This window comes from Pantoea sp. B623 (assembly GCF_024814475.1).
Classification (GTDB): Bacteria; Pseudomonadota; Gammaproteobacteria; order Enterobacterales; family Enterobacteriaceae; genus Pantoea; species Pantoea ananatis.
In genome coordinates this window covers 2,615,277-2,639,142 of sequence record NZ_JANUXM010000004.1, presented here as the reverse complement: position 1 = coordinate 2,639,142, position 23,866 = coordinate 2,615,277, and the positions used below count along the sequence as shown (strand labels likewise).

General features: G+C 52.1%; 21 protein-coding genes, 2 tRNA genes and 1 rRNA gene. 12 read left to right on the top strand and 12 right to left on the bottom strand.

All coding sequences use genetic code 11. The features are described from left to right. Nucleotides 1-25: 25 nt before the first annotated feature. The 3 genes from NXS97_RS14010 (at nt 26) to NXS97_RS14000 (ending at nt 3,592) form a co-directional block, all read left to right on the top strand. The gene (locus tag NXS97_RS14010; protein WP_013027650.1) at nt 26-925 is read left to right on the top strand and encodes a LysR family transcriptional regulator; all 900 of its coding nucleotides are present in this window, start codon (nt 26-28) and stop codon (nt 923-925) included. 38 nt (nt 926-963) lie between these two features. Next, nucleotides 964-1,983 (top strand): inner membrane protein YhjD, encoded by a 1,020-nt coding sequence (gene yhjD / locus NXS97_RS14005; RefSeq protein WP_014594860.1) that lies wholly within the window; start codon nt 964-966, stop codon nt 1,981-1,983. Between the two features lie 277 nt (nt 1,984-2,260). Beyond that, nucleotides 2,261-3,592, top strand: a complete 1,332-nt coding sequence (locus NXS97_RS14000) for an MFS transporter (protein ID WP_013027652.1) — start codon at nt 2,261-2,263, stop codon at nt 3,590-3,592. A 64-nt stretch (nt 3,593-3,656) separates the two neighbouring features. Here the strand turns inward: NXS97_RS14000 and NXS97_RS13995 are convergent, their stop codons facing one another. Next, nucleotides 3,657-4,568 carry a LysR family transcriptional regulator gene (locus NXS97_RS13995; protein WP_013027653.1) on the bottom strand — a complete coding sequence of 304 codons (912 nt, stop codon included), beginning with the start codon at nt 4,566-4,568 and terminating at the stop codon, nt 3,657-3,659. A 118-nt stretch (nt 4,569-4,686) separates the two neighbouring features. Here NXS97_RS13995 and NXS97_RS13990 point away from each other — a divergent pair, with 118 nt between their 5' ends. From NXS97_RS13990 to NXS97_RS13965, 6 genes are read left to right on the top strand one after another with little or no spacing between them, the layout of a single operon-like run. After that, nucleotides 4,687-5,658, top strand: coding sequence for an amino acid ABC transporter substrate-binding protein (locus NXS97_RS13990; protein ID WP_072138377.1), 972 nt, complete (start codon nt 4,687-4,689; stop codon nt 5,656-5,658). A gap of 30 nt (nt 5,659-5,688) precedes the next feature. Continuing rightward, nucleotides 5,689-6,579: an L-isoleucine 3(1)-dioxygenase gene (hilA, locus tag NXS97_RS13985; protein ID WP_014594863.1), complete on the top strand. Its 891-nt coding sequence runs from the start codon at nt 5,689-5,691 to the stop codon at nt 6,577-6,579. A gap of 47 nt (nt 6,580-6,626) precedes the next feature. After that, on the top strand, nt 6,627-7,370 hold the full coding sequence (hilB, locus tag NXS97_RS13980) for a 3(1)-hydroxy-L-isoleucine 4-dioxygenase HilB (protein WP_029569259.1): 744 nt from the start codon (nt 6,627-6,629) through the stop codon (nt 7,368-7,370). Next, complete coding sequence (locus tag NXS97_RS13975; protein WP_013027657.1) at nt 7,358-8,092, top strand: SDR family NAD(P)-dependent oxidoreductase; 735 nt, start codon at nt 7,358-7,360, stop codon at nt 8,090-8,092. The genes hilB and NXS97_RS13975 overlap by 13 nt, the downstream gene beginning before the upstream one ends. Nucleotides 8,093-8,140: 48 nt before the next feature. After that, nucleotides 8,141-9,397 (top strand): acetyl-CoA carboxylase biotin carboxylase subunit family protein, encoded by a 1,257-nt coding sequence (locus tag NXS97_RS13970; RefSeq protein WP_013027658.1) that lies wholly within the window; start codon nt 8,141-8,143, stop codon nt 9,395-9,397. A gap of 46 nt (nt 9,398-9,443) precedes the next feature. Next, entirely contained in the window at nt 9,444-10,685 is a 1,242-nt protein-coding gene (locus tag NXS97_RS13965; protein WP_013027659.1) for an MFS transporter, read from the top strand. A gap of 118 nt (nt 10,686-10,803) precedes the next feature. Here NXS97_RS13965 and ilvC read toward each other — a convergent pair whose 3' ends face one another. Beyond that, the gene (gene ilvC / locus NXS97_RS13960; RefSeq protein WP_013027660.1) at nt 10,804-12,279 is read right to left on the bottom strand and encodes a ketol-acid reductoisomerase; all 1,476 of its coding nucleotides are present in this window, start codon (nt 12,277-12,279) and stop codon (nt 10,804-10,806) included. A gap of 161 nt (nt 12,280-12,440) precedes the next feature. Here ilvC and ilvY point away from each other — a divergent pair, with 161 nt between their 5' ends. Beyond that, a complete protein-coding gene (ilvY, locus tag NXS97_RS13955) occupies nt 12,441-13,322 on the top strand; it encodes an HTH-type transcriptional activator IlvY (protein WP_013027661.1) in 882 nt (293 codons plus the stop codon). Here ilvY and ilvA read toward each other — a convergent pair whose 3' ends face one another. The 6 genes from ilvA to ilvL all read right to left on the bottom strand — a co-directional run bounded on the left by ilvA (nt 13,323) and on the right by ilvL (nt 19,879). Beyond that, nucleotides 13,323-14,870: a threonine ammonia-lyase, biosynthetic gene (ilvA, locus tag NXS97_RS13950; RefSeq protein ID WP_014604779.1), complete on the bottom strand. Its 1,548-nt coding sequence runs from the start codon at nt 14,868-14,870 to the stop codon at nt 13,323-13,325. Between the two features lies 1 nt (nt 14,871). Beyond that, nucleotides 14,872-16,722: a dihydroxy-acid dehydratase gene (ilvD, locus tag NXS97_RS13945; protein ID WP_116220165.1), complete on the bottom strand. Its 1,851-nt coding sequence runs from the start codon at nt 16,720-16,722 to the stop codon at nt 14,872-14,874. A gap of 59 nt (nt 16,723-16,781) precedes the next feature. Further along, nucleotides 16,782-17,711, bottom strand: coding sequence for a branched-chain amino acid transaminase (locus tag NXS97_RS13940; protein WP_014604777.1), 930 nt, complete (start codon nt 17,709-17,711; stop codon nt 16,782-16,784). Nucleotides 17,712-17,729: 18 nt separating this feature from the next. After that, nucleotides 17,730-17,987 (bottom strand): acetolactate synthase 2 small subunit, encoded by a 258-nt coding sequence (gene ilvM, locus NXS97_RS13935; RefSeq protein ID WP_013027665.1) that lies wholly within the window; start codon nt 17,985-17,987, stop codon nt 17,730-17,732. Next, complete coding sequence (gene ilvG, locus NXS97_RS13930; protein WP_014594867.1) at nt 17,984-19,630, bottom strand: acetolactate synthase 2 catalytic subunit; 1,647 nt, start codon at nt 19,628-19,630, stop codon at nt 17,984-17,986. Before ilvG ends, ilvM begins: the two co-directional genes overlap by 4 nt. Before the next feature lie 150 nt (nt 19,631-19,780). Continuing rightward, nucleotides 19,781-19,879, bottom strand: coding sequence for an ilv operon leader peptide (gene ilvL / locus NXS97_RS13925; protein WP_071785161.1), 99 nt, complete (start codon nt 19,877-19,879; stop codon nt 19,781-19,783). A gap of 330 nt (nt 19,880-20,209) precedes the next feature. On the opposite strand from ilvL, the gene NXS97_RS13920 reads away from it, so the two are divergent. Then, nucleotides 20,210-21,730 (top strand): YifB family Mg chelatase-like AAA ATPase, encoded by a 1,521-nt coding sequence (locus tag NXS97_RS13920; protein ID WP_116220166.1) that lies wholly within the window; start codon nt 20,210-20,212, stop codon nt 21,728-21,730. Between the two features lie 23 nt (nt 21,731-21,753). Here the strand turns inward: NXS97_RS13920 and NXS97_RS13915 are convergent, their stop codons facing one another. Beyond that, entirely contained in the window at nt 21,754-22,092 is a 339-nt protein-coding gene (locus tag NXS97_RS13915) for a DUF413 domain-containing protein (protein WP_006121163.1), read from the bottom strand. 121 nt (nt 22,093-22,213) lie between these two features. On the opposite strand from NXS97_RS13915, the gene hdfR reads away from it, so the two are divergent. After that, nucleotides 22,214-23,038, top strand: coding sequence for an HTH-type transcriptional regulator HdfR (hdfR, locus tag NXS97_RS13910; RefSeq protein ID WP_013027669.1), 825 nt, complete (start codon nt 22,214-22,216; stop codon nt 23,036-23,038). 112 nt (nt 23,039-23,150) lie between these two features. Here the strand turns inward: hdfR and NXS97_RS13905 are convergent. The 3 genes from NXS97_RS13905 to rrf all read right to left on the bottom strand — a co-directional run bounded on the left by NXS97_RS13905 (nt 23,151) and on the right by rrf (nt 23,662). After that, a tRNA-Trp gene (locus NXS97_RS13905) sits at nt 23,151-23,226 on the bottom strand. Between the two features lie 8 nt (nt 23,227-23,234). Further along, a tRNA-Asp gene (locus NXS97_RS13900) sits at nt 23,235-23,311 on the bottom strand. A 235-nt stretch (nt 23,312-23,546) separates the two neighbouring features. Continuing rightward, nucleotides 23,547-23,662, bottom strand: a 5S ribosomal RNA gene (gene rrf / locus NXS97_RS13895). Between the last annotated feature and the right edge of the window lie 204 nt (nt 23,663-23,866).

The window sequence follows — 23,866 nt, the reverse complement described above, 5'->3', positions numbered from 1 at the left end:
CTTACAACAACAATCGGCAGGCCATATGGATAAAATTCATGCAATGCAGGTTTTCGTCAGAGTTGCAGAGATGGGCAGTTTTACGGCAGCAGCAGAAAGTCTTGGGCTGCCAAAAGGAAGCGTCTCGCGACAAATTCAGGCGCTGGAAAATCAGATGGGAACGCGTCTTTTGCACCGCACCACTCGTCGGGTGCAACTTACCCAGGATGGCTTAGTTTATTACGACCGCTGTCTGGATTTGCTGTCGATGATTAGTGATATGGATAGCCTGTTCCAGCACGATCCCGCCACTTTAAGCGGTAAGCTACGGGTGGATATGTCCGCCGCGATGGCGACCGATCTGATCCTGCCCCGCCTGCCAGAATTTTTGCAGCATTATCCCGGCGTTGAAATCGAGCTCAGCAGCAACGATCGCCAGGTTGACGTTATCCGCGAAGGGTTTGACTGCGTGATCCGCGTTGGCGAGCTGAAGGATTCGGGCCTCATCGCCCGCCGTATCGGCACCCACACCTTAATTAACTGCGCCAGCCCTGGCTATCTTTCACGTTTTGGCCGGCCGATTCGGCTTGAAGAGCTGTCGCAGCATGCCATGGTGCATTACAGTCAGCAGCTCGGCCAGCCTGCCCAGGGCTTTGAGTTTTTCGATGGCAAGCAGTGCCACTATGTGCACACCGGCGGGGTTGTCACCGTCAACAGCACCGAAACCTATCGCGCGGCCTGCCTCGCGGGGCTGGGCATTATACAGGTGCCGACCGTGGGGATTCACAAATATCTGGAAAGCGGTGAGTTGGTGGAGGTGCTGCATGCCTTCCCGGCAAAACCGATGCCGATTCATTTACTTTATCCCCATCGCCGTAACGTCGCCCGTCGCGTTCGGGTATTTATGGAGTGGTTAAGTCAGGTGCTTCAGGAGTATGTCACCTGAGAGGCTATAATGTGTTTTTTACGTTTAACAGGAAGTGAATGTCTATGACAGACGAACAGGACAACGCAAAAGACGCACAGTCACCCAAACCACTGATTGATATCAAAACAGGTAACAAGTCTGTCGATCGTTCGATCGTGCGGGTTTCACGTTTTGCCACCTGGTTTCAGGCCATACCCGCCGTTGCCCATTTTATTCGTGCGCTTGACCGGTTTAACGATCGTCTCGGTAGCCAGTTTGGCGCAGCCATTACCTATTTTTCATTTTTATCATTAATCCCGATTTTAATGGTGTCCTTTGCCGCCGTGGGTTTTGTGCTGGCATCGAATCAGGATCTGCTGACCGATATCATCAACAAAATCGTCAGCAGCATCAGCGATCCCTCACTGGCAACGACCTTGAAAAATACCGTCAACACGGCCATTCAACAGCGCGCGACCGTGGGGATTACGGGTCTGCTGTTGGCGCTATATTCGGGCCTGAACTGGATGGGCAACCTGCGGGAAGCGATTCGCGCTCAGTCGCGTGACGTCTGGGAACGCCAGCCCGACGATAAAGAGAAAATCTGGAAACGCTATATTCGCGACTTCTTATCGCTGACAGGATTGATGCTGGCTCTGGTCATTACCCTGTCGTTAACCTCTGTCGCAGGCTCTGCCCAGGCGATGATCGTGAGCGCGTTAGGTCTGGATGGCATCGAATGGTTACGTCCTGCGCTGACAATTATCGCGACCTCGATTTCCGTAATGGCAAACTATTTGTTGTTCCTGTGGATTTTCTGGATTTTGCCTCGCCATAAGCCCCGTAAGAAGGCGCTGCTGCGCGGTACGCTGCTGGCGGCAGTGGGTTTCGAAATCATCAAGTTTGTCATGACGCTGACCTTACCAAAACTGGCCACCTCGCCCTCAGGTGCCGCATTTGGGTCGGTATTGGGATTAATGGCCTTCTTTTATTTCTTTGCTCGTCTGACGCTGTTTTGCGCCGCATGGATTGCCACCGCGAAATACAAAGACGATCCGCGTATGCCGGAAAAAGGCGCGCTAACCACTCACAAATGACAATACTGCGTTAAACCAGCGTAAAATATCCCCCTCCGGTTATTTATTCATCAACTTACAGGATGAATAACTGAGGGGTCACTTTTCTTCAGCGCTTTCTTAGAGTATCTCGCCATATTTGCGTCACTTAACGCTGCCATTCTCCGGCATTTAACACATCACAAAAATTTTCCACTTTTGCCGGCGCAACGTCGCTAACCACGCGGCTTTCCGCCATTGAATGCCGTTATACAGGTGCGTAAGATTCCCTATCTGTCATTAAAAATAAGAAACATTTATGCAAGCCTCCATCTCAGAACCGCTCGATCAGCAAAACGATCCCACGCCAGTAAACTCACGAAGTAAAGTGGTTATCGCCTCGCTGGTTGGCACCGCTATCGAATTCTTCGATTTCTATATTTATGCCACCGCAGCCGTCATCGTTTTCCCTCATATCTTCTTTCCTCAGGGTGATGCGACCGTCGCGACGTTGCAGTCGCTGGCCACCTTTGCGATTGCGTTCATCGCCCGTCCCATCGGCTCTGCCCTGTTTGGTCACTTTGGCGATCGCGTAGGCCGTAAAGCCACCTTGGTTGCCTCACTGCTGACGATGGGGATCTCGACCGTGGTTATCGGTTTATTACCCAGCTACCAGAGCATTGGCGTTCTGGCTCCGCTGCTGTTGGCGCTGGCGCGTTTTGGTCAGGGGTTGGGCCTGGGCGGTGAGTGGGGCGGCGCAGCCCTGCTGGCGACGGAAAATGCACCTGCCAAAAAGCGGGCGCTGTACGGCTCCTTCCCGCAGTTGGGCGCACCGATTGGCTTTTTCTTTGCCAACGGCACCTTTCTACTGCTCTCCTGGCTGCTGACCGATGAGCAATTTATGCAATGGGGCTGGCGCGTCCCTTTTGTTCTGTCTGCCGTACTGGTCTTGATTGGTCTGTACGTACGCGTATCGCTGCATGAAAGCCCGGTATTCGCCAAAGTACAGAAAGAGAAGAAACAGGTACGTGTGCCGATTGCCTCGCTCCTGAGCAAACATCTGACGGCAACGATACTTGGCACCTTTATCATGCTTGCCACCTATACGCTGTTTTACATCATGACCGTTTACTCAATGAGTTACGGCACCGCCGCCGCGCCAGCCGGACTGGGGATATCCCGTAACAGTATGCTGTGGATGCTGATGATGGCGGTGATTGGATTTGGCGTGATGGTGCCGATTGCGGGCCTGCTTGCTGACCGCTTTGGTCGCCGTAAAACCATGATCGTCATTACGCTGATGATTATTGGCTTTTCATTCCTGTTTCCGGCCATGCTGGGATCCGGCTCTCAGGCGCTGGTGATGGCGTTCCTGCTGCTGGGCTTGAGCATTATGGGGCTGACGTTTGGCCCGATGGGTGCGCTGCTGCCTGAGCTGTTCCCGACGGAAGTGCGTTATACCGGCGCATCCTTCTCCTATAATCTGTCGTCGATTTTAGGTGCGTCGGTTGCGCCCTATATTGCGACCTGGCTGAACGCGCACTATGGCCTATATGCTGTCGGATTGTACCTGGCTTCCATGGCTTTTCTGACGCTGATTGCACTGATTGCCTGCAAAGAAACCCGGCATCAAACGCTGTATGAAGTGTGATACCCGATAACGTTAAAGACACTCAACCCGGCTCAGGCCGGGTTTTTTATCGTTTCCGATCACGCTATTTCGCTTTAAGCCAGGCCATAAAATCGTCGATAAAGACACGGGTTTTTAGTGGTAACAGACGGTTGGGTAAGGTAATGGCGTAAGTGGTCATTGAGAGCGTATTTTCAATCCGCCAGTCTGGTAACACGCGGCGTAACTGCCCGTTGAGCAAATAACCATTTGCAATAAAGGTGGGGATTAACGCAATACCCACACCCTGCAATATCGCATCGATCATGGCATCACTGTTATTTATCATCAGCCGGGGCGTAAGTGTAACGCTCTCCATCGTGTCGTTTAACCAGAAACGCCATTCACCGCGAAACTGTGCGTCGTCAGGGAAGAAAATATTATGCTGTTTGAGGTCGCCCGGCATATCAGGCAGCCTTTGATCGTAGTGCTCTGCACATACTAAAACATAGTCAACAGGCATTAATGCCCGCGCTACCATATTGATGGGTGGCGTATCCGTGACGCGCAATGCCAGGTCGTACGACTCATGCGTGAGGTTAATCAGATGGTCAGTGAGATTGAGCTCAATATTGATTTCAGCATAGCGTCGCAGAAAACCAGGCAGGAACGGCGTCAGTAAAATCTTCCCAAGCGTTGTCGGCGCAGTAATACGCAGTAATCCCTTAGGGACATCGCTGTAACTGTCTGCCTGAGAAAACAGGGATTTAGTTGCGGCGATAACTGATAAAGCCTGGTGATATATTTCCTGTCCGGCTTCGGTCACAGCGAGCGCGCGCGTCGAGCGGGTAAAGAGTAAAACATTTAGCCTTTTTTCCAACCTGTCTATCATACGACTCACTGAAGACGGCGTCATGGATAGCGCTCTGGCAGCTGAGGAAAAGCTACCACTTTCAACCACCTGAACAAACAAAACCAATCCAGGCAAGACTTCCGTTAATTCATTTATGTTCTTCACGCACAGCTCTTTTGCATCTCAACTATCTAGCCAAGCTAGCACTGAACAGTATGATGTTCAACAGAGGTTTACATCCGTGAAACCTTATTATTCTTAATACTTTAATTACAGGCTAGCTATGTTTGAACATGCAGTAATCAAACGCATTGAACAACATGACGTATTAAATGTTGGTGTGAGTTTAGGTTTTAAAGGCCTTTCGCAGCGCGATCCCCTCGACAACAGCTGGAATGGATTTGATATTGATTTGGCACGCGCTGTGGCTATCAGCGTGCTGGGAGACGGCGGCAAAATCCATTTTATACCTTTGCAATCGGCTGATCGCTTCCAGGCCCTACGTGATGGCGTCATCGATCTTGGCACCTTTAACGCTAGCGTGACCTTTCAGCGCGAAGCGGAGTACGGCATTAATTTCCTACATCCGATGTTGTTTGATGGGGAAGTGCTGATGACTCCGCGCAGTAACCTCACTGAAGAAACGCCACAAGCCAGGTTCACTCGTCAGCGTCGTATTGCTGCGATGCGTGGCTCAACAACTGAAGAGAACCTCACTCGCTATTTTGATGAACTTAACCTGCCCTGTGAGATTCTGCTATTTGACTCTCCGCAGCAAGCGAGGCAAGCCTACGAATCAGGAGAATGTGACATCTACTGTCTGGATGGTTATCTACTAGCGGGTGAACATCACCAGTTAACAGACAGCAGCCAACATCTTATCCTGGACGATCGCATTTCACTTGAGGCAATGGCACCCGCCGTTAGCGCCAGTGATTCACAGTGGTATATTGCGACAAAATGGGTTATGCGCGCACTGATTGAAGCTGAGAATCTGGGTATTACCCAAAAAAACATTTTAGAAAAAAGTGATAATCCTGAGGGTTATTTAAAAACGTTTCTCTATCCCGATGTGAATTTGTGTTCGCAACTCGGTCTACAACCTGATTTTATTAGAGAGATAATACGTAAAATTGGCAACTATGGTGAGATTTTTGAGCGTAATCTGGGTAAAAACTCAGAATTAAAACAACAGCGCCGCGACAATAAACCTTGGGCGGAAGGCGGAATGCTCTGGTCACCTCTTTTTATTTGATTTCTTAAATTCAAATGGCATGGAAACATTATGACTGATTTACTGACCTTAGAACCTACGCAAACAATATTAACGGGTTCAAAAAAAACAAACTTTGGCTATCTGGAATCAACAGATGGCGTTATTAACTTCTCCATTGTTAAAAACATTATTCTTAACGGCCATCATCATGGCAATGTTTTATATGTTATTCGTAATTACGCATCAAAAGCCGTGTGCGAAAAACTTGCAAAAAACTTTGATTACAGGGTCACCCAAAGTGGAGGGAATCGCGCTGACGATGGCTTTGTTTTAACCAATCAGATCGGTGCAACGCAGTTTTCGCGTAATGGTGAACAATATATTCATGAGGTCAATCGTGTGAATCAAAGCGTCGCCGACCTGATGAAAGCAACCAGCGCAGAAGATAGTGAATCACTTTTCCTCAACCTGACGCTGGAAAAAGAATTTTTAGAACGAGGTATTCATTTTGGTCCAGCACGATTCAAAAACGGCTATGCCTGTTTTGCAACCTTTCGTCGCTGGCTTGATAACGGTGTGATGTCACTTATGCCACATGAAGATATGGCACAGGTTGACTTTGCAAAAGAAGACGGCTTTGAGATTGCGAATACTCAAACTGTAACAGCCTATAATGTTTGTCTGGAAGCTGCGCAGGGTGGTGGCCAACTTAAAATCTGGAATCTCATTCCCGACCAGGTGTGCCGTGAAACACTTGGCGTAACACGAACAGGTTATCCTTATCCACCCCATCTGTTAAATGAAACCGAATCCCTTTCTGTTCAGCTCAATGCTGGCGATCTTTACTTTATGAATGCTTGTCACTTACATGGCGTAAGCAGTGTAAGTGAAGGAAGCCGACTCACTGCTGGACGATTTATTGGAAAACTGAATGACCGTAAGGTGGTTTACTGGACATAGCTTATGGAATGTATTTAAAACTATCCTTTTAATGCAGAGATAAATAAATGATGGAATATGCAACGCATCTCTCCAGGCAAGGCTATGCCTTTATTCCCGGTGATTATTATCGTTCAATTGAAGCCATGCAGTTTTCGAATAAAGAAGATTTCTTAGATGAGCTGGAAGAATTAAAAAAAGGCTATGAGAATTTACTTCTTGATCCTTATTCGCCAGGAAACCGCTGGCGCGGTTATGCTCAATGCAAAAAAAATGAAAAGGGCGAATTAACCTTTGGAAAATTCAACCCTTATAAACAAACAAAAGCCTTTAATCCTGATACTGGTGATATTATTCGCGATTATCCGCTATTGCCTGAAGCGATCACCCGCAATCGTCTGTTTCAAACGCTGTTGCACGATGATTTATCGTTAGTAGACGCTTATGAAAGCATTGGCCCTGTCGACAGCCTGACCATTGGCATTCATTTTTTTCGTTATCAGGCCACGGAAAATGAGCCTGCTTATAGCTCGCCCGTCTGGCTGCATAAAGACGATGAAGACGTGGTGTTTGTGCATATGATTAATGCCTCACCGAATATGCTGGGCGGAGACAGTCTGATTGCCAGCCATCCTCGCAGCATTGATCGCGTGCTGCGTCTGGAACAGCTTTTTGACACCTTAGTGGTTAATCACGACAAACTTCATGCCGTCACTCCCGTTGGCGCACGTGAAAACAGTGGCCCTGCTCAACGCGACATCATTCTGATCACGTTTCAGAAAAACGAGGAGAAGACAGCATGTCCGGTCTGAAGCTTAAAGCCATTATCACGGGGGCATCCAGCGGAATTGGCCGCGCGCTGGTCAAGGCTTTCCTGGACAAAGGTTATCAGGTTGAGGGGATCGATCGTTCATCATCGGAATTTAACGATACGTCAGCCTATCGCCATCATCAGCTGGACGTGACTGACTCAGTCAGCCTGGCTGCACTTTTCGAAACTCTGGAGTACGGCGAGGCTAATAACGTTCTGATTAACTGTGCCGGTACGCGTGAAATTTGCAGTATCGCGGATTTAACGCTGGCGCAATGGGAATCCGTTTTTGCCCTTAACGTGACAGCCAGTTTTATAGCAGGTCGTGCTTTTTGCCAACAGTTGGTAAACCAGAACCGCCCCGGAAATATGGTTAATTTGGCCTCCGTTTCAGGATTAATGGGCGAGCCTGATCGAACGGCTTATGTCTCATCAAAACACGCCGTCATCGGCCTGACGAAACAACTGGCACTCGAATACGGCAAACACGGTATTCGTGTCAATGCGATTGCGCCCGGCGTTATTCGTACGCCACTGACGGAGTCTTATTACCACGATGACTCGCAGCTTGAAAAAATTAAGCGTGGCCAGTTTTTACCGGTACTAGGTGAGACAGGTGACGTTGCCGAAGCGGCACTTTATCTGACCGCCCCGGAGAATCGTTTTGTCACAGGTTCAACACTGGTCATCGATGGTGGCTGGACGCTGGGAAAAGATCTTTAACTTTCTTGGGTCAGATAAACGGCCCAACCTCTTTGCAGGAGAAGCAACATGGATAAGCGTTATATATTAATCTTAGGCGGCGAGTTTTCCCTTCGTGAACGTGTATTAGCCGGTGCACTGCGCGCAGCAGGCGGAATGCAGGTGCTCACCATGGCAAAAAATCGTACCAGTGCCGCAATCAAATTTTTTGACGGCTATTTGTCAGGTGATGTCGCCGATGAAAACGCCGTATTGGATGCGGTAAAAGCCCATGAGGCCTCAACCGGATGCAAACCCGCCGCGGCTATCCCCATGAATGATTTCACTGTCCGCGCCGCCAGTCTGGTGGCTGAACATTATCAGCTTCACGGTAATAGTCGTCAGACTATTCATAATTGCCGTGACAAGTTTGTCATGAAGCAACTGCTGGAGAAGGCCGGATTACCGGTGCCACGTTTTGCCGCATTCAGTACGCTGGAAGAACTCAGACACCATATTCGTGATATTGGGCTGCCTGTCGTTATTAAGCCCCGTGAAATGGCAGGTAGTCTTGGTGTTCTGAAGATTACCCGTGAAGAGGAGATTGAACCGAGCTTTGCCAGAAGTGTGGCTGACGTCATCTCACTTAACGGTGAATCCTATGCTCCCGAAGACCTGTTCCAGGTGGAAGAGTACATTCCCTCCCTTCAGGAAGTCAGCGTCGAGGTAATAAATCAAGGTGACTACCACAAAGCTATTGCGGTAACGGATAAATACCTGGGCGAGGAACCTCATTTTGTTGAAGTGGGGCACAGTGTCCCTTCCGTTCATGCCAGTAACCCACAGTTGCGGGATATCGCGGAGCGCGCCTGTCATGCCCTGGGCATTCATTATGGCGTGGCGCATTTTGAAGCGCGAATTACCCCCGCCGGAGAGATCAAAATCATTGAAGTGGGTGCCCGCACCGGCGGCGACACGATTATGGATCTGGTTGAACGGAGCTATGGCATTAATCCTTATGAGCTGCATGTAGCAAGCCATTTAAACGCCCTTAAACCTCTTGCAGAACCTTTAGTGCCGAAAGGCCTGAGTGCGGTGGCCTTTATAAAAGCGCCTGTCGGTACAATTGAGAAAGTGACACTTCCTGCCAGCCTTCCTGATCACATTGTGAATATGCAGATCACCGCAAAACCGCTGGATACATCGAAGAAGCTCGAGTCCTGGAAAACACGTGAGGGATCGGTAGAGTTTTTTTGGCCCAGCCGGAAACCGGAAACCGGTTTTAATGAGCATCTACGCACAGCGGATGACCTGGCGACTACGCTCTTTACCTTACGCCAGGCGTAATTATTTTTGAGCCGCTGCAAAGCGGCTTTCAAGCAGGAGTACCCTTATGTCTGCTGAAAACTTCGGTTTAAAGCGCTTCGTTTTTTCCCGTTTTGTCGGCGCGTTGTGCGATCAGTTCTTACTGTTTGCTGTTCCTCTGGCTATTCTCAAGGCGACAGGGTCGCTTACGCTTTCATCCCTGGCCTTTGTCATTGAATGGCTGCCACGCATTATTTTCTTCCCGTTATCAGGATTTATGGCTGACCGCATCAAGCCCCGTTTCATCTTTTTCAATGTCGATGCTCTTCGTGCCTTACTGATGGGGGCCGTCTTCGCCCTTCTTTACTGGTATCCGGGGTCAACTTTTCCGGCCCTGGCCGCGATGATGGCTTTGTTGTCTGTAGCCTATGTACTCAACTTTGTGGCCACGGATGCCCTCTTGCCTCGTCATTTGTCCAGTGAAGCCTTGCCGAAAGCCCACTCCATGCTCCAGGGCGTCGATCAAATCACTATGGTATTGGGGCCTGCTATCGCGGTTGCGATTTCTTCGTGGGGCGGCATCGACAGCATTTTGATCGTCGCAGCTGTTCTGTTTGCCATTTCGGCTATTAATTATCTTTTTTTGGAAACACACGATCTAGAGGTGACGGAAAAGCTAGGGTTTCATACCTTACTGGCATCTAACCGAACGGCATTGCACGTGCTCAAGAAAAACAAAATACTGCTGCATCTTTGCGCCCTGACCTGGGTCGTGAATCTGGTTTACGGCGCGGCACTGGTCGTGAGCGCAGCGGTCATTTTAAAAGAGTTCAACCTGTCCGATCGCTACTTTGGCGCCTTGCAGACAACAGCAGCTCTCGTCACTATCGTGGCATTCTTCTTTGTTCCCAGGTTTGCCAGCCGCTTTGGTTTGTCCACGTTGGGAACATTTTCGTTTTGCGCCATGATTCTTGCGGGTGCCATAATGTCGCTGTCCGTTGATTACGCAATGTATCTGGCAGGCTATGCTGTGCTGATGGCTTTTGACGGTGCATTCAGTGTTTATTTGCGCACGTTGAGAAGCCAGGTCATTCCTAAAGAACATTTAGGGAAAACCATGGGAATTATTGGCTTGATGAACATGTGTTCAGTACCGGCGAGTGGGGCTGTGGTATCGCTGCTGTCCGGGCATTTTATGCCGCTGCAAATCATTAGCATTATTCTGGTTGCCGCATTAGTGTTTGGCTTGCTTTTGATTTTCTTCGGGCGCCGTGTCTTTGGCTATAAAAGTTTATTACCCCCAGTGATCGTGTCAGAGCCATCCTGTTAACTTTTTTCATACCTGAATTTTCATAACAAGCCGCAGGCTTAATACATAAAAAGGGCGCAGCCAGATGGCTGCGCCCTTTTTGCATGTGCTGTTTTGCTGAAAACAGTGGCGGTGCGGCTTAGCCCGCAACCGCGATGCGTTTCATATCCGTCATGTAGCCACGCAGTTTGCGACCTACCTGCTCGATAGGATGCTGACGAACGGCTTCGTTAACGTCGCGCAGCTGTGCGTTATCCACCTGAGTGCCTTCAATGGCTTTGCCCAGATCGCCCGGCTGCAGCGTGGTCATGAACTCTTTCAGCAGTGGAACGGCCGCGAAGGAGAACAGATAGTTACCGTACTCAGCGGTATCAGAAATCACCACGTTCATTTCGTACAGGCGCTTACGGGCAATGGTGTTGGCAATCAGCGGCAGCTCATGCAGCGATTCGTAGTAAGCCGACTCTTCGATGATGCCTGCATCAACCATTGTTTCAAATGCCAGCTCAACGCCCGCTTTGACCATCGCAACCATGACAACGCCTTTATCGTAGTACTCCTGCTCTTCGATTTTGCCATCGAACTGAGGTGCGGTTTCGAACGCGGTTTTACCGGTCTCTTCGCGCCAGGTCAGCAGTTTCTTATCGTCGTTAGCCCAGTCGGCCATCATGCCCGCAGAGAAATCGCCGGAAATGATGTCATCCATGTGCTTCTGGAACAGAGGGGCCATGATGCCTTTCAGCTGCTCAGACAGCGCGTAAGCACGCAGTTTGGCCGGATTCGACAGGCGATCCATCATCAGCGTAATGCCACCAAACTTCAGGGATTCGGTGATGGTTTCCCAGCCAAACTGAATCAGTTTTTCGGTGTATGCCGCATCGTGACCTTCTGCCACCAGCTTGTCGAAGCACAGCAGAGAACCGGCCTGCAGCATGCCGCATAGAATGGTCTGCTCACCCATCAGGTCAGATTTCACTTCCGCAACGAAAGAGGATTCCAGCACGCCAGCACGGTCGCCACCGGTGGCAGAAGCCCAGGCTTTGGCGATCGCCATGCCTTCACCTTTTGGATCGTTTTCCGGGTGAACCGCGATCAGCGTCGGAACACCGAAACCACGCTTGTATTCTTCACGCACTTCGGTGCCGGGGCACTTCGGCGCAACCATCACGACGGTGATGTCTTTACGAATGGTTTCGCCCACTTCAACAATGTTGAAACCATGTGAATAGCCCAGCGCGGCACCGTCTTTCATCAGTGGCTGTACAGCCTGAACAACGGCGGAGTGCTGTTTGTCCGGCGTCAGGTTGACCACCAGGTCCGCCTGTGGAATCAGTTCTTCGTAAGTGCCAACTTTAAAACCATTTTCTGTCGCTTTACGGAATGAGGCACGTTTTTCAGCAATCGCTTCTGCACGCAACGTATAGGACACATCCAGACCCGAATCACGCATGTTCAGGCCCTGATTCAGACCCTGAGCACCACAGCCCACAATCACAATCTTTTTGCCTTTCAGGAAGCTGGCGCCATCCGCGAATTCGTCACGCCCCATAAAACGACATTTGCCCAGTTGCGCTAACTGGTTGCGCAGATTCAGTGTATTGAAGTAATTAGCCATGGGTACTCCGGTTAAATGTTGTGTTTGCTTTTGTCTGATGACGGCATAAGGTTCAGCGCCGCGAATGACCCCATCATATGACAGGATTTCTGTTGCTTAAATTGATATATTAACAACGTTACATTGCAATAATTGCAATGCCGTCCTGAGGTGGACCCCCTATGGATTTACGCGATCTCAAATTGTTTTTGCATCTGGCAGAAAGCTGCCATTTTGGCCGCACCGCACGCGCCATGCACGTCAGCCCTTCCACGCTGTCGCGCCAGATCCAACGCCTGGAAGAGGATGTGGGCCACGCCTTATTTCTGCGCGATAACCGCACCGTGGCGCTCACCGAAGCGGGCGAAAGACTTAAGCTGTTTGCCCAACAAACCTTACTGCAGTATCAACAATTGCGCCATGCTATGGATCTCAATGGTCCTTCACTTAGTGGTGAACTGCGCCTGTTTTGCTCGGTGACCGCCGCGTACAGCCATCTGCCCCCTATTCTGGATCGCTTTCGCGCCGAGCATCCTCAGGTCGAAATCAAACTCACCACCGGCGATGCGGCGGATGCGATTGAAACGGTGCAGTCGGGCAATGCAGACCTGGCTATCGCGGGCCGGCCTGAGTCGCTACCGGCCAGCATCGACTTCACCACGCTGGGGCTGCTGCCGCTGGGGCTGATTGCGCCTGCGCTGCCCTGCCCGGTACGCAGTCAGGCAACGGAAGAGGCACCTGACTGGACGCAGATTCCGTTTATTTTGCCCGAGCAGGGGCCGGTTCGTCGGGCCATTGAGCTGTGGTTTCGTCGTCACCGCATTGTTAACCCGTTGATTTACGCCACGGTTGCGGGCCATGAAGCGATCGTTTCCATGGTGGCGCTTGGCTGTGGCATTGCCTTGTTGCCGGATGTGGTGCTGGAAAACAGCCCTGAGCCGGTACGTAACCGGGTGTTACCGCTGGAGAACGTGGAGTCCGTTGCACCGCTGGAGCTGGGGGTTTGCGTACAAAAAAAGCGGCTCGGGGAGCCGCTTATCAGTGCGTTCTGGCATCAGTTGTAGTTACTGACCGGCCAGAAAAAAGCGGAACGCCGGGTTATGGGTTTCGTCGTGGAAATCATAGCCCAGGTCGGTAAGGTGCTCTTCAAAACGTGGCTCATCGCTGCCGAGCTCAAACGCCGTGAGCACCCGACCATAATCCGTGCCGTGGCTGCGGTAATGGAACAACGAGATATTCCAGTGCGTGCCCAGCGTTTGCAGAAACTTGAGCAACGCACCGGGCGCTTCCGGGAATTCAAAGCTAAACAAACGCTCACGCAGCGGCTTGGAAGGCCGTCCGCCCACCATGTAACGCACATGCAGCTTCGCCATCTCATCGTCAGACAGATCCACCACCTGATAGCCGTTTTCCGTTAACTGACTAATGATCTCTGCTCGCTCTTCCATCCCGCGCGTCAGGCGCACCCCCACAAAGATGCAGGCTTTGTCGGTATCGGCATAGCGATAGTTGAATTCGGTAATCGAGCGACCACCCAGCGTCTGGCAGAACTTCAGGAAACTGCCCTGCTGTTCCGGTATGGTGACGGCCAGAAGCGCTTCACGTTGTTCACCCAGCTCGCAGCGTTCAGAAACGTAGCGCAAGCCATGGAAGTTAACGTTAGCACCCGACAACACGTGCGCCAGGCGCTCGCCTTTGATGTCATGCTGCTGAACATATTTTTTCATGCCTGCCAGCGCCAGCGCCCCTGAAGGCTCCGCCACGGCGCGCACATCTTCAAACAGATCTTTCATGGCCGCGCAGATCGCATCGCTGTCCACGGTGACGATATCGTCGAGAAATTCCTGACACAGGCGGAAGGTTTCATTACCGATGCGTTTCACCGCCACACCTTCGGCAAATAATCCCACGCGCGGTAAATCTACCGGCTCACCGGCGTCCAGCGCTGCCTTCAGGCAGGCTGAATCCTCTGACTCTACGGCAATCACTTTGATTTGCGGCATCAGCTGTTTGATCAGGACGGCCACACCGGCAGCCAGACCACCACCGCCCACCGGGACAAAGACCCGATCGAGATGGGCGTCCTGCTGCAGCAGTTCCATCGCCAGCGTACCCTGTCCGGCAATAACCGCCGGATGGTCAAACGGTGGGACAAAGGTGTAACCCTGCTGCGTCGCTAACTCGATAGCTTTAGCTTTTGCCTCATCAAAGTTGGCACCAAACAGGAAGGCTTCTCCGCCAAATGCACGCACGGCATCCACCTTAATGTCGGCAGTGGCTAGCGGCATCACGATCAGCGACTTGATGCCCAGCTTCGTGGCGGATAAGGCAACGCCCTGAGCATGGTTGCCCGCAGACGCAGTGACGACGCCGCGTGCTTTCTGCTCTTCGTTAAGTCCGGCAATCATCGCGTAAGCACCGCGCAGTTTAAAACTGTGCACCGGCTGGCGATCTTCTCGCTTCACCAGAATGGTATTGCCCAGACGCGCAGAGATTTTTTCCATCTTCTGCAGCGGGGTAACCTGTGCCACTTCGTATACCGGTGAACGCAATACAGCGCGCAAATACTCGGCGCCGCAGGGCGCCTCGGGTAGCGGTTGAGCCTCAGCCATTTTAGCCTCCCAGCTTACTCTTATCGCGCACAGCACCTTTGTCGGCACTGGTGGCAAGCGATGCATAGGCGCGCAGGGCAAACGACACTTCGCGCTGACGGTTCATCGGCGTGTAAGCGGCATCGCCACGTGCTTCCTGCTCTTCACGGCGCGCGTGCAGTTCATTATCCGGCACGGCCAGCTTGATGCCGCGGTTAGGAATATCAATTTCAATGGTATCGCCATCTTTAACCAGCGCGATGGTGCCGCCATTGGCTGCCTCGGGTGAGGCATGACCAATGGAGAGGCCAGAGGTACCGCCAGAGAAGCGACCGTCGGTGATCAGGGCACAGCTCTTACCCAGCCCCATCGATTTCAGGTAGGTGGTGGGATACAGCATTTCCTGCATGCCCGGTCCGCCTTTTGGCCCTTCGTAGCGAATCACAACCACGTCACCTGCCACCACTTTGCCACCGAGGATGGCTTCTACTGCGTCATCCTGGCTTTCATACACTTTGGCCGGGCCGCTGAAGGTCAGAATCTCTTTATCGACGCCCGCCGTTTTCACGATACAGCCATCTTCGGCGATGTTGCCGTACAGCACGGCCAGACCGCCATCCTGAGAATAGGCGTTTTCGCGCGTGCGGATACAGCCTTCAGTACGGTCATCATCCAGCTTGTCCCAACGGCAATTCTGTGAGAACGCCTGTGTGGTGCGAATACCGGCCGGGCCCGCGCGGAACATGTCCTTCACGGCCTGGTCCTGGGTCAGCATGATGTCGTACTGATCGATCGTTTCACGCATGCTTTGCTGCAGGATGTTGCGTGCGCTGGTGTCAATAAGTCCGGCACGATCCAACTCGCCGAGAATACCGATCACGCCACCGGCGCGGTGCACATCTTCCATGTGATATTTCGGGGTACTGGGTGCGACTTTGCACAGCTGAGGCACTTTGCGCGACAGGCGATCGATATCAGAGATATTGAAGTCGATCTCGCCTTCCTGCGCGGCAGCCAGCAAGTGCAGCACGGTGTTGGTGGAGCCGCCCATGGCGATATCCAGCGTCATGGCATTTTCAAACGCTGCCTTAGTGGCAATGTTACGCGGCAGCATGTTGGCATCGTCCTGCTCGTAATAGCGTTTGGTCAGGCTCACGATGCGCTTACCGGCGTTGATAAACAGTTCTTTACGGTCGGCGTGAGTGGCCAGCAGGGAACCGTTACCCGGTTGCGACAGGCCCAGCGCTTCGGTCAGGCAGTTCATGGAGTTTGCAGTGAACATGCCTGAACAGGAGCCGCAGGTCGGACAGGCGGAGCGTTCAATCTGCTCGCTGTCGGCATCGCTGACGTTCGGGTTAGCGCCCTGGATCATGGCATCCACCAGATCCAGCTTGATGATCTGATCGGAGAGCTTGGTTTTACCGGCTTCCATCGGGCCGCCGGACACAAAGATAACCGGAATGTTAAGGCGCAGTGACGCCATCAACATGCCGGGGGTGATTTTGTCGCAGTTAGAGATGCAGACCATGGCATCGGCACAGTGCGCATTCACCATGTACTCGACGGAGTCAGCAATCAGTTCCCGGGAAGGCAGAGAATACAGCATGCCGCCATGGCCCATGGCAATACCGTCATCCACCGCTATCGTGTTGAACTCTTTGGCCACGCCACCAGCCGCTTCGATTTGCTCGGCAACCAGCTTACCCAGATCACGCAGGTGAACGTGGCCCGGCACAAACTGGGTGAAGGAGTTCACGACGGCGATAATCGGTTTGCCGAAATCATCGTCGGTCATTCCTGTTGCGCGCCAGAGGGCACGGGCACCGGCCATGTTGCGGCCGTGGGTGGTGGTAGCGGAACGGTACTTAGGCATGCTCTTTACTCCAGTGAAAATAAGTTCGCGGACATCCAGCGACATCCGCGCAGGTCTGGTTATGCGTTAACCGGGTCCAGCCAGCCCCATTTGTCTTCAGTCTCGCCGGTGAACAGGCCGAAGAAGGCCTGCTGAACGCGTTTGGTGACGGGGCCGCATTTGCCTGCGCCAACCTGAATGCGGTCAACGCTACGCACTGGGGTAATTTCAGCTGCGGTGCCAGACATAAAGACTTCATCAGCCAGATAGAGCGACTCACGGGACAGCGTCTGTTCACGTACTTCGATGCCCATATCACGCGCCAGCGTAATAATGGCATCGCGGGTGATGCCCGGCAGTGCAGATGAGGTAAACGGCGGGGTAAACAGCACACCGTCTTTCACTTCAAACAGGTTTTCGCCTGCGCCTTCTGAGATCAGGCCATTGGTGTCCAGTGCAATGCCTTCCTGATAACCATGGCGGCGCGCTTCGCTGCCCACTAACAGTGAGGAAAGGTAGTTGCCGCCTGCTTTCGCCGCGGTTGGCAGCGTATTGGGCGCAACACGGTTCCATGAAGAAACCATCGCATCAATACCGTTTTCCAGCGCTTCAGCACCCAGATAAGCGCCCCACGGGAAGGCCGCAATGATCACGTCGGTCGTAAAGCCATCCGGCGGGTTCACGCCCAGTCCCACATCACCGACGAAAGCCAGCGGGCGGATATAGGCGCTTTTCAGGTTGTTGACGCGAATGACTTCACGGCAGGCTTCCATCAGTTCATCAACGCTGTGTTTGATTGGGAAACGGTAGATTTTGGCGGAATCGTGCAGGCGCTGCATGTGCTCACGGTGACGGAATACAACCGGCCCTTTATGGGAGTCATAGCAGCGAACGCCTTCAAATACCGATGTGCCGTAGTGCAAAGCGTGAGACATCACGCTGACTTTTGCCTCTTCCCACTTAACCATTTCGCCGTTGAACCAAATAAAGTCTGCTTTCTTCGTGCTCATTATTATTTCCTATAGCGACTACGCGCGTATTTGTTGTGATGTCTGTTGTTGAGTCTGGACGCAGGCGACATCCATCAGTTTTCTTAGCTGGGAAGACAGTAAATCGACAGAGCGCTGGCTGGCAACGGTCATTTCGATATTAATGTTTTCAGTGTTAGCCACGGTGGCCATGTTCATGGAACACACCTGAAAACCACGATGGCGTACCACACGTAAAATACGTTCCAATATTTCAGGTCGAAAGCGCGCTTCGATAGACAATTGATGCTGGTTCATACGGTTTTCTCCATCATGTTGGCGTTGCTGGCACCAGGCGGTACCAATGGCCAGACGTTTTCATGCTCATCGATTGAAACATGCAGGAAGTAAGGTCCTTCACTGCTCAGCAGAGCATCGAGTGCGGCGTCGACCTGATCTTTACGGGTGATTCGCTGGCCTGGGATATCAAACGCGCTGGCCAGCGTAAGGAAGTCGGGATTATCAGTCAGGATGGTTTCACTGTAGCGACCATCAAAAAACAGTTGCTGCCACTGGCGCACCATGCCTAAACGCTGGTTGTCCAGCAGCAGAATTTTTACAGGCAGCTTGCCACGCTTGATGGTGCCCAGCTCCTGAATGTTCATCATGATCGAGCCATCGCCCGAGACGCAGATAACCGTATCGTTGGGACGCGCAACCTGCGCACCGATCGCCGCGGGCAGCCCAAAGCCCATGGTGCCTAATCCGCTGGAGGTGATGAAATCTTCAGGCGCGTCACAGGAGATATGCTGGGCCGCCCACATCTGGTGCTGGCCGACGTCGGTCGTGATCACGGTGTTAGCAGGCTTGCGGTCGGACAGTTGTTTCAATAATAACGGCGCATAGATCGCTTCGCCGGGATGATCGTAGCGCCATGCATGCTGGGCTTTCAGGGCGGCGACTTCGTCACGCCATGTCTGAATCTGTAAAGGCTGGCTCAAGGCTGGCAGGACATGGTTAAGATCGCCCTGCAGTGAAACATGCGCACGGCGCAACTTGTTCAGTTCTGCGGGATCAACATCCAGATGAATCACGCTGGCCAGCGGGGCAAACGTATCCAGTTTACCGGTGACGCGGTCGTCAAAACGCGCGCCAACGGCAATCAACAGGTCACAGGACTGCACGGCAAGGTTTGCGGCCTTAGTACCGTGCATGCCCAGCATGCCCAGATAGCCTTCGCTGTGGGCGTCAACACTTCCCAGGCCTTTCAGCGTGGCGACAGCAGGGATGCCGGTCTCCTGCATCAGCGCGCGCAGCGCCGGCACGGCCTGCGCCATCCCTACACCGCCGCCCACATAGAATATCGGCTTTTTAGCCTGAGCCATCATGGCGCGCGCTTCAACAATGGCCTGGTGCGGCATCGACATCACTTCTTCGACCGGCATCAACTGCGGCGAAGGCTCGCCTTTTGCCATCTGGATATCTTTCGGGATATCCACTAATACAGGACCGGGGCGGCCTGACTGGGCAATAGCGAAGGCTTCGGCCATGACGGAAGGCAACTCGTCCAGAGACTCAACCATAAAGCTGTGTTTCGTGCAGGCTAATGACAGGCCAAGAACATCGATTTCCTGGAATGCATCCGTGCCGATGAACGCAGAGGCGACCTGCCCGGTTAAGGCGACGACCGGAACAGAGTCCATCATGGCGTCGGCAAGACCGGTGATCAGATTCGTCGCGCCGGGGCCAGAGGTTGCGATGCAAACGCCGGTTTTGCCGGTTGAACGGGCATAGCCGATTGCGGCCATTACCGCGCCCTGCTCATGACGGCACAACAGGTGTTCTACGCCGCCGTCGTATAGCGCATCGTATACTGGCATGATCGCGCCACCAGGATAGCCAAATACGATATCAACGCCCTGTGCGCGTAAAGCCTGAACTACCCATTGTGCACCTGTCATCGCTATTCTCCTGTATTCCGAGGGGAACAACAGAATTTTATGCTACTGTTCATTGTTTGTTCCTTGCAGATTTACTAAGTTTTTGCCAGGTCAAAAAAAAACCCCCGGACCTTTCGGTGCGGGGGGTTTTTTAGAGTTCTGGCTTGATTTTTAAGCCTTTCTTGCTCCAAGCGTTGCCCCGCACAGTGGGTTAATAATCACCACCACGCTAATCACGACAAGGCTAATCACTAGTAGAAGGGCTTTCATAACGTATTCGATTCTTTAACTCGTTCGAAGTAATGCCTACAGAGTTATCATAGTTACCTCTCTAATTACAATATTTTTTATCAGGTTTTTTAATCACGCAGGTTTACCGTATTCATTATCGAATTGTTATTAAAAGATTATTTTATCATCCGGGGTTCCGGACAAAAAAAGGCCGCTCATTGCATTTTGACGATTTCACAGTCTGCTTCTGCAAAATGTGAAACCCGATGTATGGCAGATAAAAAGTTTGCGGGGCGACATACATTTCCTTGTTCTGGGCTTCGCTACACCTGAATTCCGCGTACAGAATGGCCGCATTTGGGGGCCGCTATGTCATTGTCAAAGGTGCTGACACGGGCAGCCATCGGTGTTGAAGCGCCGCTGGTGACGATTGAAGTGCATATCAGTAACGGATTGCCCGCCCTCACGTTGGTAGGGTTGCCTGAAACGACCGTGAAAGAGGCGCGTGAACGCGTACGCAGTGCCATTATCAACAGCGGTTTTGACTTCCCTGCCCGACGTATCACCATCAACTTAGGCCCGGCAGATTTACCCAAAGAAGGCGGCCGCTATGATTTGCCTATGGCTATCGCCATTCTGGTGGCCTCTGAGCAGCTTCCTGCGGACAGGCTCAACCACTACGAGTTTCTGGGTGAGCTGGCGCTTAACGGTGGCCTGTGTGGCGTTAAAGGCGCCATTCCGGCGGCACTGGCTGCGACAGGAGCCGGCCGGCAGCTGGTGCTCTCTGCTGAAAACCAGCCTGATGTGGGATTGATACGTCAGGGCGCGACTTTAGTCGCCGCACATTTGATCGAGATTTGTGCCTTTTTGCACGGTAAGTGTGAGTTAGTGACCGCAACCGCTCATGTTAAAGATGATGACGGCATTACCGAAGATCTTCGCGATATTGTGGGTCAGGAGCAGGGACGGCGTGCCCTGGAGATTACCGCTGCAGGTGGACATAATCTGTTGCTGATCGGTCCGCCGGGAACCGGTAAGACCATGCTCGCCACACGCTTACCCGGTATCATGCCGCCGTTAAGCGATCAGGAAGCCCTGGAGTGCGCCGCCATCGCCAGCCTGAGCCAGACATCTCCATTACATCTGCGATGGCGTAAGCGGCCTTTTAGAGCCCCTCATCACAGCGCTTCGCTGTATGCCCTTATCGGGGGCGGTGCGTTACCACGACCCGGAGAAATCTCGCTGGCACATAACGGCGTGCTGTTTCTGGACGAACTGCCTGAGTTTCAGCGCAGCGTGCTGGACGCGTTACGTGAACCCATTGAGTCCGGCGAAGTGGCCATTTCGCGGGCCAGGGCCAACGTCGTTTATCCCGCACGCTTTCAGTTAATCGCAGCAATGAATCCCAGCCCAACCGGACACTATCAGGGACAACATAACCGTACGTCGCCACAGCAGGTTTTACGCTATCTCAGTAAACTTTCTGGTCCTTTCCTGGATCGCTTTGATCTGTCACTGGAAGTTCCGCTGCTTCCTGCGGGAATGCTGAGTCAGCAACGGCAGGCAGGGGAAAGCTCTGCAGAAGTGCGTGAGCGCGTTTTTGCCGCGCGTCAGATACAGATGGCGCGCTCAGGGAAGATTAATGCGCAGTTGGCTAATTCAGATGTACTACAGTGGTGTCAGATTTCGCCGTCGGATGCACGGTGGCTTGAGTCTGTTTTAAATCAGCTGGGCTTATCGGTGAGGGCGTGGCAACGTATCCTGAAAGTGGCGCGCACGGTGGCCGATTTAGCGGGGGAAGAGGTGATTGGACGTCATCATCTTCAGGAGGCCGTAAGCTATCGAAGCATTGACCGACTGATGATCTATTTGCACAAAAGCTTGCAGTAAAAAGGGGCTTTCACCCCTTCTCGTTAATCGTCGCTTTCGGTGTAGTCTTCAACGGTATCCATCTGTGGTTTACCGCCTGACAGCGTGTGAAAACGCTTAGGACGCTTAATACGTGTCATGTATTTGGACCATACACGTTCTGCTTCCGTTTGTGGCTCACGCACGCCACGACAAACCTCAATGAACAGACGCTCTTCTTCTGTCGCTGGCTCACGCTTGGCGAGGTCCAGCTCATTAAACGCTACGCCGTGACGTTCAAGTAGCTGTGCTTCTTTAATCGTAAAGTCACCATGTCGCGAAAAACCGCGTGGGTAATGTTTGTTGTCAAAGAAACGATTTTCCGTTGAGAAGCTTTCCGCCATGTTACACGCTCCTGTTTCTCTTATGGCCGTGCTATTTATGGCGCGGAGTATTAGATAGGCTTGACAGAGTGTAAAACAAAACATTTAAATCTATACGACAAACAAATTTTGGGAGAACGCTGTGGATACGGAATTACTGAAAACTTTCCTGGAAGTGAGCAGAACTCGCCATTTCGGGCGCGCTGCAGAAGCACTTTACTTAACGCAGTCTGCTGTCAGTTTTCGCATCCGCCAGTTAGAAAATCAGCTTGGTGTTAATCTTTTTACCCGACATCGTAACAATATCCGTCTGACCTCCGCAGGTGAGCGGCTGCTGCCCTATGCGGAAAGCCTGATGAATACGTGGCTGATGGCCAAGAAAGAAGTGTCGCATACGCAGCAGCACCATGAGCTCTCCATTGGTGCCAGTGCCTCGTTATGGGAGGCGTATTTAACACCCTGGCTTCAGACGCTCTATGAGAACCGTGAAAGCCTCCATCTGGAAGCGCGCGTGGCACAACGCCATTTACTGGTTAAGCAGCTTCACGAACGTCAGCTGGATTTATTAATCACCACTGAAGCGCCGAAGATGGATGAGTTAACCAGTCAGCAGATCGGTCATATCTCACTGGCGCTGTTTCGCTCACGACAGACAGACAAGCGTGAAAAATATGATTATATAAAACTGGAATGGGGAGCCGACTTTCATCAGCATCAAAGCTATCTCTCTGGCGGTGACGATGTGCCCGTGTTAACAACCACATCCGCCCAGGTGACGCGTGAGTTGCTTCACACGACAGGTGCATGTGCGTTTCTACCTGATTTCTGGCAAAGCCTTTACAGCGATCTGATGGTAATGCCTGATACTTCTGTAGCCGTTCGCCCTCTTTATGCGGTGTGGTTACAAAACAGCGATCAGCAAACGTACATCCGTCAGCTGTTAAAGTTTCCTGTGGTACCTAATTAAAAACAGGAGGAAGTCAAAGAGGATTGGGCCAGTATCTGCTGGCTGGTTTTCTTTTTCACTTTTTTGCAGGCAAAAAAAAATCCTTCGCCGAAGCAAAGGATTTTTCTCTTTCTGGCAGGGGCGGAGGGACTCGAACCCCCAACACCCGGTTTTGGAGACCGGTGCTCTACCAATTGAACTACGCCCCTAAAAAGGGTGGCGGAACGGACGGGGCTCGAACCCGCGACCCCCTGCGTGACAGGCAGGTATTCTAACCAACTGAACTACCGCTCCACCGATTCTGTACTGACGTCAGAAAAACGTTCTGATATCAGGTATATCGCCCTTCCGCGTCACCGGTAAGGTCATGACCAGCGTACTGGTCTTAATTTGATGCCTGGCAGTTTATGAATCACGCTGTGATTCACCCTTCGGGCCGCTGCCTCGCAGCGTTCAAAAGCGTTCGCTTTTGTCCTACTCTACTGAGTAGTGAACTGCCCGAGGTTACGTGCAGGTCCTTCAATTTGATGCCTGGCAGTTCCCTACTCTCGCATGGGGAGACCCCACACTACCATCGGCGCTACGGCGTTTCACTTCTGAGTTCGGCATGGGGTCAGGTGGGACCACCGCGCTACAGCCGCCAGGCAAATTCTTTGTGCTCCGTCCTGCGTCTTTCACGCTGCTGCCGCGCTGGCTTCCCTCGCGCCGCTCAGTCACATACCTCAGTATGCTCCTTCACCCCGTCTCGGTTGCCGCCTTGCACTCAGCGCAAAATCCTTCGGACTCACGTCCGCAGAACAGAACTAAATTCTTTATCCGGTAAACAATGCTGAAAATTTAAATCGTCTC